The 14,094-nt window shown below is 25.1% G+C and carries 14 protein-coding genes; 6 read left to right on the top strand and 8 right to left on the bottom strand.

The window, feature by feature from the left end:
* Both BP769_RS00600 and BP769_RS00595 read right to left on the bottom strand, forming a co-directional pair.
* Window positions 1–240 (bottom strand): PHP domain-containing protein (locus BP769_RS00600; protein ID WP_413861777.1); only part of this gene is annotated, 240 nt, incomplete at its 3' end.
* A gap of 11 nt (window positions 241–251) precedes the next feature.
* Entirely contained in the window at window positions 252–1,313 is a 1,062-nt protein-coding gene (locus BP769_RS00595; protein WP_413825444.1) for a DUF1786 domain-containing protein, read from the bottom strand.
* Window positions 1,314–1,438: 125 nt separating this feature from the next.
* Between BP769_RS00595 and BP769_RS00590 the strand changes: the two genes are divergently transcribed.
* The gene (locus tag BP769_RS00590) at window positions 1,439–2,137 is read left to right on the top strand and encodes a hypothetical protein (RefSeq protein ID WP_413825446.1); all 699 of its coding nucleotides are present in this window, start codon (window positions 1,439–1,441) and stop codon (window positions 2,135–2,137) included.
* Between the two features lie 3 nt (window positions 2,138–2,140).
* On the opposite strand, the gene BP769_RS00585 is transcribed toward BP769_RS00590, so the two are convergent.
* Window positions 2,141–3,247, bottom strand: a complete 1,107-nt coding sequence (locus tag BP769_RS00585) for a radical SAM protein (protein WP_409198303.1) — start codon at window positions 3,245–3,247, stop codon at window positions 2,141–2,143.
* A gap of 98 nt (window positions 3,248–3,345) precedes the next feature.
* Here BP769_RS00585 and cfbB point away from each other — a divergent pair, with 98 nt between their 5' ends.
* The 5 genes from cfbB to BP769_RS00560 all read left to right on the top strand — a co-directional run bounded on the left by cfbB (window position 3,346) and on the right by BP769_RS00560 (window position 9,929).
* The gene (cfbB, locus tag BP769_RS00580) at window positions 3,346–4,791 is read left to right on the top strand and encodes a Ni-sirohydrochlorin a,c-diamide synthase (protein WP_413825449.1); all 1,446 of its coding nucleotides are present in this window, start codon (window positions 3,346–3,348) and stop codon (window positions 4,789–4,791) included.
* 554 nt (window positions 4,792–5,345) lie between these two features.
* Window positions 5,346–6,032 carry a hypothetical protein gene (locus BP769_RS00575; RefSeq protein WP_413825451.1) on the top strand — a complete coding sequence of 229 codons (687 nt, stop codon included), beginning with the start codon at window positions 5,346–5,348 and terminating at the stop codon, window positions 6,030–6,032.
* Between the two features lie 615 nt (window positions 6,033–6,647).
* A complete protein-coding gene (locus BP769_RS00570) occupies window positions 6,648–7,835 on the top strand; it encodes an oligosaccharide repeat unit polymerase family protein (RefSeq protein WP_409198306.1) in 1,188 nt (395 codons plus the stop codon).
* Window positions 7,814–8,962, top strand: coding sequence for a hypothetical protein (locus BP769_RS00565; protein WP_413825454.1), 1,149 nt, complete (start codon window positions 7,814–7,816; stop codon window positions 8,960–8,962). Before BP769_RS00570 ends, BP769_RS00565 begins: the two co-directional genes overlap by 22 nt.
* 136 nt (window positions 8,963–9,098) lie before the next feature.
* On the top strand, window positions 9,099–9,929 hold the full coding sequence (locus BP769_RS00560) for a F420-dependent methylenetetrahydromethanopterin dehydrogenase (protein ID WP_409198308.1): 831 nt from the start codon (window positions 9,099–9,101) through the stop codon (window positions 9,927–9,929).
* Between the two features lie 128 nt (window positions 9,930–10,057).
* On the opposite strand, the gene hisB is transcribed toward BP769_RS00560, so the two are convergent.
* The 5 genes from hisB to BP769_RS00535 all read right to left on the bottom strand — a co-directional run bounded on the left by hisB (window position 10,058) and on the right by BP769_RS00535 (window position 14,047).
* Window positions 10,058–10,636 carry an imidazoleglycerol-phosphate dehydratase HisB gene (gene hisB / locus BP769_RS00555; protein WP_409198309.1) on the bottom strand — a complete coding sequence of 193 codons (579 nt, stop codon included), beginning with the start codon at window positions 10,634–10,636 and terminating at the stop codon, window positions 10,058–10,060.
* A gap of 75 nt (window positions 10,637–10,711) precedes the next feature.
* Window positions 10,712–10,903 (bottom strand): 4Fe-4S dicluster domain-containing protein, encoded by a 192-nt coding sequence (locus BP769_RS00550; RefSeq protein WP_413826783.1) that lies wholly within the window; start codon window positions 10,901–10,903, stop codon window positions 10,712–10,714.
* A 56-nt stretch (window positions 10,904–10,959) separates the two neighbouring features.
* Complete coding sequence (locus BP769_RS00545; protein ID WP_409198310.1) at window positions 10,960–11,655, bottom strand: winged helix-turn-helix domain-containing protein; 696 nt, start codon at window positions 11,653–11,655, stop codon at window positions 10,960–10,962.
* Between the two features lie 125 nt (window positions 11,656–11,780).
* Window positions 11,781–13,340, bottom strand: coding sequence for a flippase (locus BP769_RS00540; protein ID WP_413825456.1), 1,560 nt, complete (start codon window positions 13,338–13,340; stop codon window positions 11,781–11,783).
* Between the two features lie 125 nt (window positions 13,341–13,465).
* Window positions 13,466–14,047 (bottom strand): flavodoxin family protein, encoded by a 582-nt coding sequence (locus BP769_RS00535; RefSeq protein WP_409199050.1) that lies wholly within the window; start codon window positions 14,045–14,047, stop codon window positions 13,466–13,468.
* Window positions 14,048–14,094 lie beyond the last annotated feature (47 nt).

Genomic DNA, 14,094 nt, shown 5'->3' with positions numbered 1-14,094 from the left:
TTCTGTTACCCCAAATCCCAATATATGTCCTGAATATGTTGATATTTCGATAGATGGAACAACTAGTAAATTATCCATATTTTTTGATTCTTTTATTGCAAATTTAGATCCTTTCACTGTGTTGTGGTCACTAATAGCTATAGCATTTAAACCAACTTTTTGGGCTTGTTTTAAAATATCTTTAACTTGTGAGTTTGAATCTCCAGAATATATACTATGAATATGCGGATCGATTTTCATTATTTTGATTCCTATTGATTTAATTTATATTTTATAGTTTTTATTAATCCTATGGTTCCAGTCATCATAACATCTCCACCTGGAGAAGCATAATGATAATCTAATTTTGTATCTTCTATTAATTTTCTTTTTGGTCCGGATACAATTACTTTTTCTATTTTTGATATTGGGTTTATTACATGTGCTCCATGGCCATCATCGTCGTGAACTTCTTCAAATGTTATTGTTCCATCAGCTAATCTTTTATTTAATTTATCTATTTTTTCCCCATTTAATCTAGATGTGTGATGTTCATAAACTCCTTGTATTTTACCATTTTCAATAGATGCCACTGTTGTATGCCCATTTCCAATGTCCATCACAATATAACTATTTAATCCTTCTGTAGATTTATCATAGTACATTCCACAGATAGATGCAAATTTAGTATCCATTAATAATAATGGTTTTTCATGGTTTTTATTTTTTATTGCTAATTGGACTGATTTTTTTACTGATTGCATTCTACTATAATATTCAGGTATTTCCTCTTTTAAAAATCCATATTCTTCAGGTTTTATTGGTTTTTTTAATTTTTCTCTGATTTTTTCAAATCGAAAGTCTCGGTCTCCCATTTTTTCATTGTATCCATGATCTTGGACTGCTATAGCTAGTGCATCAAAATTATAATTTAAATCGTATTGTGAAATAATGTTTGATATTTTATTAATGTTCACATCTTGAAGTGTTATTTTTGTATAGTTTTCATATTTTTTGTTATTTTTATCTTCAACAATTTCTATTCCATAAGATGCGACTTGTTCTAAATTATCTCTAATAGTTTTCCCTGCAAGTTTTTCTGCAGCTACTTTGTATCCTTTTTCTATGTGTTTAACTAATTGATTTTTTATTTTTCCTCCACCCATTATCACTCCATTTAAATAAATATTACTATTTGTTTTTTCAATTTTTTGACATATAGTTAAATGAGGGGATGGTAAAACAAGTTTTATTGAATTTTCTATTTCCTTTTCTGTATTGTAGAACATTATATCTTTGGTCCCTGTTCCAACATCAATTGCTAAAATTCTCATAAATTTAATATGTTTTTTTTATTATATATTATTTTAGTTATAAGTTATTAGTTATAACTTATAACATTTAACTTATATATTATAACTTATAAATTCTTCAATAATTAAAATTTAAGGTTTTTGTCATGGGAAATAATAATTGTAATTTAAAATTTAAAGAGTCATATTCTTTAAAAGAAAATTCTTCTAATAATAATATCAATGAGTTAGAAAATATTTTGGAAAATGATAGAATTTTGGATGATTTACATATTAAAGAAGAATTAATTAAAGAAACTAATGATTTTAATAATTTTGGAGAAAAAGAAATAGATAACCATTCTCAAAGCATGATCGTTTTTAAATTAAATAATTTATCAAAAAATCATAAAAATTTATCTAATTTAATACAACCATATAACTCAAATCATAATAATAATCAATTTTTATTAGAGAATGATTTTTTAATAGAAAAAGCTGATATTAAAATTGATACTTCTTCTAAAAATATACAATTTAATAATAGCTATAATCAATATAAACCTAACTTAGATTTAGACACTTTTAAGATTGAAAAATCAGAAAATAAATTTATTCCAAAAAAAAGTCAAAATCCACCTCAAGAATTATCAAACATCAACCATGAAATAATTGAAGAAATTAATCAAAAAGTTAAAAAAAATCCAAGAATTACATTATGGTCACCAAGATCTGCTGCTGTTCTTCGTTATTTAAGAAAAACCTCTCCTGAATTTAGTATTAGTAAAGAAGCATCTTTATTAATAGATAATCTGATAAAAGTTAAATACCAGGATATATGGAATCTTTTTAATGATTTAGATTAATTATCATTGAAATGTTGTTTGGTATTTACCCTCTATTTTTATATATGGCTCTGCTCTTTTAGTCACAACACCAATTTTTTTCAAATCACTTAATTTTTTAAATGGCATTTTTTTACGTATATTAATAATTTTTTTTGCTGATTTTGTACCAATTCCTGGAACCCTAATTAATTCAATATAAGGTGCAGAATTAATTTCAACAGGAAATATATTCATCTCTTGTGCGGCTAATATCTTAGGATCCTCACTTAAGGATAATTGACCATTTTCATTAAATACTATTTCATTTTTTTTAAAATTATATTCACTTAGTAATGCATCAGCATGATATAATTGTGCGGTACGTTCTGTGGATTCTCCTATTCTATTTTCTAATTCAGTACCTTCAACAGGAGTAAAAGCACTAAAATAAGTTCTTCTTAAATCAAATTTATTATACAAAGATTCCATTCTTTTTAATATTTCTTCATCTGTTTCATCATTTGCACCAATTACCAATTGAGTAGTTTGTCCAGAAGGAGCTAATGATGAATCTCTTTTAGATAAGTCATTAATCCATTTAATTCTTTTTAAAATATCTTTATTATAATCTTTTGTAGAACTTAATTCATATAATCCATCTTTAGTGGCAGCTTCTATGTTCATACTTATCCTATCTGATAATGACATAGCTCTTTTAATTGAATCTTTAGAAGCACCTGGAATAATTTTAAGATGTATATAATCTTGGTATCCATATTCCTTTCTTAATATTCTTATTGTTTCTATTAAATTTTCCATAGTTTGATCTATTGTATTACCTACACCTGAACTTAAAAATAAACCGTTTACTAAATTACTATCATAATAATTTAAAAATACTTTAGCTATTTCTCTAGGGCTTAATTCCATTCTTGTAAAATTTCTTTTACATTCATTAATACAATATTTACAATCATTTTTACATTTGTTAGTCATTAATGTTTTAAATAGTGGAATTTCACAACCATTTGAACTGGCATTATAAATTCCTGGTAGATTAACTTCAGAATTTTTCTGTTTGTTTACATAATCACATAAATCAAATTGTGCGGAATCTGCTAAAATTTGCATTTTTCCTAATATTGTCATAATATTAATGTATTTTTTATCTTAATATTTTTATTGTAAATAATCATTTTCTATTGAATAAGAAAATTTATAAATAGAACTTATTACAACTATTTATCATGAAAATAGTATTAGCTGGTACTAGTAGTGCTGTAGGTAAAACAACAATTGCCACTGGGATTATGAAAGCTTTATCAGAAAAACATAATATTCAACCTTTTAAAGTCGGTCCAGATTATATAGATCCTTCCTATCATACTTTAGCTACTGGTAATCCTTCTAGAAATTTAGATTCTTTTTTTATGACTGATTATCAAATTATTAATGTTTTTAATCAAGGTTTAAAAAAATCTAATTCAGAAATAGGTATAATTGAAGGTGTTAGGGGTTTATATGAAGGAATAAGTCCTACTGGTGATGTGGGTAATACTGCTTCTATTGCTAAAGCTTTAGATGCTCCTGTAATTTTAATATTGGATGCTCGAAGTTTAGTTAAAAGTGCCGCTGCTGTTGTTTTAGGATTTAAATCTTTAGATCCTTCAATTAAAATTGAAGGTGTTATTTTAAATAAAGTTCGTGGAAAAAAACATTATTTAAAAGCTAAAGAATCCGTTGAAAAATTAACCGATACTAAAGTAATTGGGGGAATTCCTCGAGATGACTCTTTGATGGTTAAACAACGTCATCTAGGTTTAGTCCCCGCTTTAGAAAAAGAAAAAATTATTAATAATATTGATATTTGGTCTAATATAATTAAAAAATACATTGATTTAGACTTATTAATGGATATTATTAAACAATCAAAGTATTCTAATATTGGAGAAAATTTGAATATACTGCAAGAAAATAATTTGTCTAATATAAATAATAATATATCTTCAACATCACTAATAGAAAATTATAAATCTACAGATGAATCTACTATAAATGAATTATGGAAAATTGAAAATAAAAATCCTGTAAAAATTGGGGTTGCTAAAGATGAAATTTTTTCATTTTATTACCAAGATACCTTTGATGCATTAAAAGATAATAATGCTAAAATAATTTATTTTAGTCCTTATAAAGATGAGAATCTTCCTGATGTCGATGCTTTGTATATTGGTGGTGGTTATCCTGAATTATTTAAAAAAGAATTATCTAATAATATCTCAATGATTAATTCAATTAAGAAATTTCATGAAGATCATTTGCCTATTTATGCAGAATGTGGTGGATTAATATACTTGTCTCAATCTATAGATAATATTCCTATGGTGAATGCTTTACCTTATAAATCAGAAATGACTTCTCATGTTCAAGGTTTAAGTTATGTTATTGGTAAGGCATCAAAAGATTCCATTATTTCTGAAAAAAACGATATCTTAAGAGGGCATGAATTTCATTATACTAAAATTTTGCCTAATGATAATACCAATTTTGTTTTTGATGTCCAAAGAGGTAAAGGAATAATTAATTCTATGGATGGAATTATTTTAGGCAATACTGTTGCTAGTTATCTTCATATTCACCCTTGTTCCTATACTAATTTTGCTTATAATTTTACTAAAAATTCTTCTTTTTAATTTTAATTCGATTTTTCATTTTATTTTTTTTGTTAACTTTTAGTATATATTTTGTGACTCAAAGATATTATCATTTAACTCAATGACATTACATGTATATTTTTAGATCATTAATGTATTAATTTTCATGATATTTTTCATTATTTTTTCCATTTTTATTTTTTTTTATTTATAATATTTTTTTAATACTTTACTATGTTAATGACGATCCTTTTTACCGAGTTGTTTTTGAAAATTTTTGTAACTCAATTTTTTTCACTTGAAATTGTTCTCACGCAATTTTTTTTAAGAAATAAAATTTTCTTGCATATGTTAACTCAATTTTTAAGTTAAGAATTTGTTGATAATATCATTTTAACTCAATCATTTTTTTTCACTTTATATTTTTTTATATTATAACTCAATTTTTTTCAATGTTATATAATTAATGTTTTTTGTTATTGCAATTAATATTATAATTAACTCAACTATATATGCTATGATTAACAAATAATTAAACATATTATACTTAATTTATTAGTATAAATTTATTTTAACATTAAGAAGGAACTTTTATGTTAGAAAAAGAAATTAAACAATATAAAAGAGGTAATAGTTTTACCTACAGAATTGATCTTTCTAAAAAAGATAATTTTGAAGGTGGAGAAAAAGTTATGCTTCTCACTCTTAATGAATATAATCAATTCAATAATAAAATCGATGATTTCAATAAATTATTGGATGATAAAGATAATATTATTTCTTCTTTACGGGAAGAAAATAATAATCTTAAATCAGGTGTAAGCAAAGAAGTTGACAAACGTAATCTTGAAATCTCTAAAAAAAATGAAGAGATTAAAAGGCTTATGGATGAGAATCAAGTTTCTTTGCAAAAATGTTATGATATAATTGATGAGAAAGATAAATCTATTTCACATTCAATTGAAGAGATTCGGTTGGAAAGAGAAAAATCAGATGATATCTCTAAAAATTATACTGAAGAAATTAGATTGGAACGTCAAAGAAATGATAATTTACTTACTTCTAAAAATGATGAGATTAAATCTTTAAATTCTAAGTTGAATTCTTGTTTAGAGGAAAGTATGGATAAAAATAATCTTTTAACTGCTTATCGTTTATTAATTGAAAGATATAAATCTCGTAGTTTTATTGATCGTTTATTGAATAAAGAGCCTTCAGAAACTGATTTGAATGTGGGTTCTAAAGATACTTATATTTTAGACACTGAGAAAAAAGATTAATTTTTTATTTTTTTTTATTTTTTTTTATTGATAATGTAATATTATTATCATTCGAGGGTTAGTGTAATGTTCTTTTTTACTATTTGATATTTGTAACTCTTAGACATATTTTTCCACTGTATTTTGTATCTACATGTTAATATCATTGTAGTCTCTTTTTTTAATTTTTTTAGGTTAAAGGTATATTTCAAGTGTAAATTTATTGCTTCATTAGTCTTTAAGTTTTATCTAAGATAATATCACTGAGTTGTCATGTTAACAGCTTTTTATTAACATTTTTTAATTTTGATATTACATTTAAGTTATCATTTTTTTTAGTAATTGTAATGTTATTAACATCAAAAATTAATATTTTTAATAATTATTTAATTAATATTATTACTTTTGCAATGATATTTTTCTAATTTTCTTTTAAAATTAAAATTTTTTTTATCTAATATACTTTATCTTAATGCATTGAAAAAATTATTATTTAATTTTAGATCTAGTAGAAAAAAATTTTTAATAATTAATTAATATTTTTTTAATAAAAAATAATAATAACATTATTGATATATAAAATTAATAATAAACATAAATATAATTCTTAAGTTCTTAATAAAAAAATGTGATTTTATGAATAATATTAAATCTTATTTAAAAAATATAGATGTTTTTAATCCACTAATTATTGTTTTTGCAATTTTTTTATTTGTATTAATTGCATTACCAACCTGGTATATAACAACAGAATTACATACCCCTGAAATACCAATGTACTTTTTTATATTATTTGGATTAGTACTTTTTATACTAGGAACCTTAATTCCTAATATATTATATAAATTCAAAAATTCTTTCAAAAATAAAATAGATAATTTTAAGCTCAAGCCTAAAAAAAATCTTGAAAAACTTCCATTTTTTGGAAATTATTCTCAAATGGAATTATTATTACTATTTATAGTAATTTTAGGGATTGTTTTACAAATAATTAATTTAATTTCATTAGGAGGTATACCATTGTTTAGTAGTTATTTAAAAACTAAAGCTGCTACTAAAATTTGGTTAATATCTTATATAATTTATTTACCGGGAATAAATTTGCTTTTAGCTAAATTTAATAGAAAATCACATTATTTATTACTAATTTTAGGTTTATTTTTATTTGTTTTAACAGGTTATAGAACTACTCCAATAGCCATTCTATTGTCTACTTTTATAACTTTATATTATACTCGAAATTTTGAAACTAAACATCAATTAATATTTATTTTAGTAATAATAATTTTATTTATTTTAATAGGGTTCATTGCTATTAAATCTATTTCTACCCAGCATTGGAGAATTGGTCCATTAGAATTAGTTTCTTATAGAGCAGGATTTACTTTAAATATATTTGATAAAGTAACACGTCGAGAATTTTTAACTCATGGTAATCTTTTCTATTCCACTTTATCTGGATTTTTTAATTCAGTAGATCCAAGAGTCCTTGTAGGGCAAGCTGTTCTTAATGAAAATCATTCAATAACTTCTACAATTTTTGGTCCTGCAACTTTAGATTTCGGGATTATGGGTATGGGTATACAAATGTTTTTATTAGGTTTAATTTTAAAATTTTTATATATAATACAAAAATATAAAAAAGACATTTTTACTGCATTTTATGCAGTTATTCTAGCTCAAACATTAATTTGGATTGAAACAGGACCTACTGATTTAGTAGTTTGGATTTTTTATGCTATATGCATTCTTTTAATTTTCATTGGCTTTTATAAAATTAATTTTTTTAATGAGGAAGATAAATGTCAAATAAAAAAAAGTTAATGACAATTGCAATTGCAGCAGAAATCACACCTGCAAAAACAATTATTCCTATTATTAAAAAAATCAAATTATTAGAATCAAAAAATAAGTTAAATTGGGAAAATTCTAAAATAATAGGTTTATACCATGGGGATAGTGTTAAAAATATTCTAAGTCCTTTTTGTGATGAATGTTTTTCAATAGGTCAAGGTAGAGGATCTAATAAGAAAAAAAATTCAAATATAAAATTAGCATACTTAATTTTTAAGGATTTTTTAAAAGCTTTTTCTGCAATGAGAGGTAAAAATATAGATCTTCTTATCACTGCAGGAAATGCAGGGGATGTTAGAAAATCTATTTTGGCTGCTAATTTTTTACATATTCCAGTCATTCATATAGAACAAGATATTTATAATCCTATTGAAATTATTTCTCATGCAAATTTGGTTACTGTCCCCTCTGAAAAATATGTTTCTTATTTAAAAAATCATTATAATTTAAGTAATGTTATAAATATTGGTGGATATCCAATGGTATCTTACGTTATTGATTCTATTAAAAATCATAAAAATATTTCAAAAGAACAAATTTTAAGTGAAAATGGTTTAAAGTTAACTGATGATTATATTTTACTTGTGTTGGGTGGGGATTTAAGAGATAATGATTTAGAAAGATTAATACGGGTTTGCGAAAGTTTAAATTATCTTATAATTATTGCCCCATATCGTTTTGATAAACACTTAGTTGAAAGTTTAGTTAACTCTTCTAATATTAATGTTTTAGATAATTATGTGGATTTATATAATTATCTTAGCAATGCTAAAATTTTGATATATGCTGCAGGTATGGGAATGACAATTGAAGCAGGTATCTTTGAAATTCCTAGTATTAAAATAAAAGGTTTTCATAAAGATCATGCTAGTGTTGATTTGGCTAATGATTTAAACATTCCAATAGTTGATATTGATGATATTAGTCATGTTATTAATCACTTATCTAAATCTAACAGTAAGGATTTAATAGAAAATAGTCAAATTGCTATTGATAATTTAATTGATATTATTATTAATAATTTTAATTTTTCATTTAATAAAAGTGGTTTAAGTTCTACAAAAAAAATATGGAATCAAAGAAAAAAATATAGATAAATCTTAATTTATTTAATGTTTAACTCTTTTTAATTATATTTCCTCTTCTTAATATAATCTAATATATAAACTTACCGGTATCTTTTTAACAAAAGTACTTAAATAGTTTAAAGTATAGAATTATTCTTGTGATAATATGGTAGTTAAAATTGGAATTATAAAAAGTGGAAATATAGCAAGTTCACCTGTTCTCGAACTTTTATTAGATGAAAGAGCAGACAGACCAAATATTGACGTAAGAATAATCAGTTCTGGAGCTAAAATGAGCCCAGAACAAACAGAAGAAGTTGTTCCTAAAATAAAGGATTTCGACCCAGACTTTTGTATATTCACAAGTCCAAATCCAACAGCACCAGGACCAGCTAAAGCAAGAGAATTATTATCTCAATTAGATGTACCTGCAATGATTATTGGAGATACTCCTGGACTCAAAGCTAAAGATGAAATGAAAGAACAAGGAATAGGATACATCATAGTCAAAGCTGACTCTATGATTGGTGCTAGAAGAGAATTTTTAGACCCAACTGAAATGGCTTCTTTCAACTCTGATCTTATTAAAGTATTAGCTTGTACTGGAGCTTACAGATTAATACAAAACACTATTGATGGTATGATTGAACAAGCAGAAGCAGGTAAAGAAATAGAATTACCTCAATTAGTTGTATCTGCTGAAAAAGCTGCTGACGCAGGTGATTTCTCTAACCCATATGCAAAAGCTAAAGCTATTGCAGCATACACTATGGCTGAACACGTTGCAGACTTAGATCTTAAAGGTTGTTTCATGGTACAAGACTTTGAAAAATTCATATACCTTGTAGAAGCTGCACACGAAACTGCTTCCCAAGCTGCTAAATTAGCAACTGAAGCAAGAGAAATAGAAAAAGCTAACGATACTGTTTTAAGAACTCCACATATGAAAGATGGATCTACTGGTTCTAAAACTGTATTAACTGAAAAACCACAATAAATACTATTATTATAAGTAGCTTTTTTTAGCTACTACTTTTTTTATTTTTTTTTTTTTTAATTAGGAAAAATAGTTAAATAAATTTAATTATACTTATTTTAAAGATTATTTTTAAAAAATAGTTATTTTTATAAAACTCCTTTAGTACTAGGAATTTTATCATTTTCTATAATACAAGCATAATGTAATGATTTAGCGAATGCTTTAAATAATGCTTCAGCTTTATGGTGATCATTTGACCCTTTTACTGTTCCATAAATATTGATTTTTGCACTACTAGCAAATGATTCAAAGAAATGTATAATAATATCTGAAGTCATGTCTCCGATTTTATCATTTTTGAATTTTAAATCCATATTACAATAATTTCTTCCACTAATATCAATTGCAATTTTTGCTACTGAATCATCCATTGGGATTGTTGCATCTGCCATTCTTCGTATTCCTTTTTTGTCTCCAACTGCTTTGTTAAATGCAGTACCTAATAATATTCCAATGTCTTCAACTGTATGGTGATCATCTACTTCAATATCTCCAATAGCTTTTATTTTTAAATCCATGTAGCTATGTTTTGAAAAAGATTCTAACATATGGTTAAAAAAGTTTATTCCAGTATCTATATCATAATTTCCTTCACCATCAATATTAAGTTCTATATTGATATCGGTTTCTGATGTTTTTCTATTTACTTTTGCTGTTCTTTCCATTTGAATCCCATTTTTAAATTTTTTATATTATGTATAAAAATTTTATTTAATTAAATTAATAAATGCTTTAATAATTTATTCCCTTGGAGCATTTCTCATAATTTTAATAGCGTCTACTGGACATTTCATGGCACATAAAGTACAAACATGACAATATTCTAAATGAGATACATGTGCAACGGTATTAATTTTCCAAATTTTCCCACTTTTAGGACAAATTTCTTCACAGTTACCACATCCTGTACATTTATCTTCATCTATTTTAATTTTTAAAATATAAATCCCCTCACAAAAACTAAGAAAATAAATAAAAATTTATTTAATTATAATTTCAAAGTCGCTACTGACACCGCTTTAAAACCAATATAAATTTCTTTTCCTAAAGTTAAATTTAATTCTTTAGTTGCAGATACAGTAATATCTGAGAAAATATCGGTTCCACCAATATCAATTTTAACTCTGATCATTTCACCTTCAAGTTTCATTTCAATAATTTGACCTTTAAATATATTTCTAATACTAGATTCTTGAGGTTTCAACATTATGAAAATATTATCATAGCTAATCAAAGCTAAAATTTTATCTCCAACATTATAATTTTCATTTAATGGAATAGTTAATTGAACTTGTGGATTCAATTCAATTTTCATAATACCTTTAGGTCTATCAATACTTATTATATTAGCTTCAATCTCATTAACGTCTCGATGTAACTCCATAATTGCATTGATTTTTTTACATTCTTTTAAAATCATTTTACCTTCAGAAGTCAAAGTGGCACTTCCTCCCCCACCACTTCCACCTTTTTGTGTGCTTACAATTGCAATTTCTAAATTAGATTCTATCTTACTAATATAATTTAATGCTGTTCGATATGAAATTTTAGTTAATTTTGCAGCTTCAGTAATAGATCCTGTATTATTTATATACTTTAATAAATCGAATTTTTTACTATTCAGTAAAAATGAATTATCATCTATACTAATTTTATATTCTACGCCTGCTTTTACCTCAGTCATTTTATTTACCCTTCTATAAATAATTACTAATTAAAAATAATCTCCAAATATTTTTATCTTTATTTATGTAATATGTTATTATGTTTTTAATATAATTTAAAAAATTTTCTATTTAATTTTTATTTTTATACATATCTTTCTAAAATATTTATGAATTTTTGTACATATTTAGTTAACGGCCCAAATTTATTTCCAAAAGTTCTTGCAGCATTAATATCCTCAGGGTTTAATGTTCTAAAAGCTATTAAAAAAATTGTGTAGATTATGGGACAAATAATTAATCCTAAAATTAATCCTACAGTATTATGACCTAAAAAGAATTGTATGAAATATATTGGTATAGCCATAATAATTGATGCAATAATTATCTTTGTAAAAAATCCTATAGGTGCCTTTGTTTTTGTAATATGGAATGTAACAATTAACATAGGTATCATCATTGCTAATGATGCAATAGTTATCGCTAATGATCCTCCAATAATTCCATAAATTGGGATAAGATAATATCCTAATAGTACTGTGACAAGAGTTCCAAATAATAATAAATACATAGGTATTCTAGGGTTCCCTATTCCTTGAACTATACTAGATGAAATTGTAAACATTGAATAAAATGTCATTCCTATAACTAATACAGCTAAAGCACCTGCTCCAGCTATGTATGCAGGGTTAGTGAAATATACTAAACCTATTATCTCTTTTGCATACATTGCAATTCCAACACACATTGGAACTACAAAAACCATCCCATACCTATATACATTTGTAACATATTTTCCTAAAAGGTTTTTATTTTTTAAACTAAATGCTTCGGATACAGCAGGTAAAATTGTTGTTGCAAGAGAAGAAGAAATCATCAATGGTAAACGACCAATAGGATCTGCAGCGGTATAATAACCAATTGTTTCTGAAGTTAAAAAATAACCCATAATAATTGTACAAGCACTATATATACACATTTCAGCTAATGCTGCAACAGTTACTGGTATTGAAAATGAAATAAGACTAAAAGCTAATTCCATCTCTTGTTTTTTACTAAATTCAAAATCAGGGCTAGGTTTTCTTATATATTTTCCCATATGCTTCTTAAAAATAATATAAGCAGATAAAGCAGATAATGCAAATCCTAAAGCACTACCTAATACTGCACCAAATGCAGATAATCCAATCATAACTAAAGCTACAGCAAATATTATCATGAATAACTGTTCAATAGCACGGGTGTATAAAATGTAATCCATCTTATAAACCCCTTGAAATGCTCCCCGATAAGCTCCAACAATAACACTAAAAGGAGTTATAAGCCCTACTGCTTGTAAAGGTAATAAAACTTCAGGTTTACCAAAAAAGTCAGCTAACCAAGGAGCTACAATGAAAACCATCAGTAATCCCATAACAATACCTAAAAATGCCATGATTTTCAATGCAGTATAAACTGTTTGATTAGCTAAATCTTTTTTATCTAATGCATTATATTCTGAAACATATTTAGCAATTGCAGGGGGTAGTCCTCCAGCAGCTAAAATTTGAAAAATTCCTTGGAATGGTAATGTTAAACCAAGTATACCATAAGCAGATGGCCCTAAAAGACTTGCCATTAAAAAACGGTAAACATAACCTCCGACACGAAAGATTATATTTCCTATGAAAATTATTATACTACCTTTAGCTAATTTAGAAGCCATTAATTCACCTAAAAAGAAATTTATAATTTAAAAAATAATTTAAAAAAATATTATATAACTTTATTAATTTAACTTTTTTTTTGTTAATAAACTTAATTGTTTAATACTATTTTTAAGAAATTATTTTAACTTTTTTTTAAACTGTTCATGAAATTATTTATAGTTCTATTCAAAGTTTCAAAACCATATTTGTCTTTTTTAATTTCTTCTAAGGAATCCTTTGACCAAAATGAAGCACCTAAATTAGCTCCAAATGATCCTCCTCCAACTATATTTATATTATGAATTATATAAAAGGTATTTATTTCTTGGATAGCTAATTCCTGGCCACCTACCCTATCTCCACCTACCGCTATACTCATTCCAGTTTTTCCACTTAAAATTTTTAAATCTTTAGCTTCTAAAGCCCGACATCTTTCCATAATCATTTTAATTTGTGAACTTATTCCTCCACAATGAATAGGAGTAGCTATTATAAACCCTTCTGCTTCTTCGATTAAAGGATATAATTCTTGCATGTCATCTTCAATAATACATTTTTTATTTTTTAAACAGTAATCGCAATGTTGACATGGATGAATATCTTTACCTCTAACTTCAAAATCTATTGTTTTAAAAGAATTATTTTTTAATTTACTTAAAGCAATGTTTAATACATAATTTGTAGTTTGGTCTCGTGGACTCCCACATATTCCTAAAATCATAATTAATTCTATTTATCTTAAATTTATTATATTTTTTGAAAAATTTTTAA

The organism is Methanobrevibacter sp. UBA417, assembly GCF_002508845.1.
Classification (GTDB): domain Archaea; phylum Methanobacteriota; class Methanobacteria; order Methanobacteriales; family Methanobacteriaceae; genus Methanobrevibacter_A; species Methanobrevibacter_A acididurans.
This window is presented reverse-complemented; position numbering and strand designations above follow the sequence as displayed.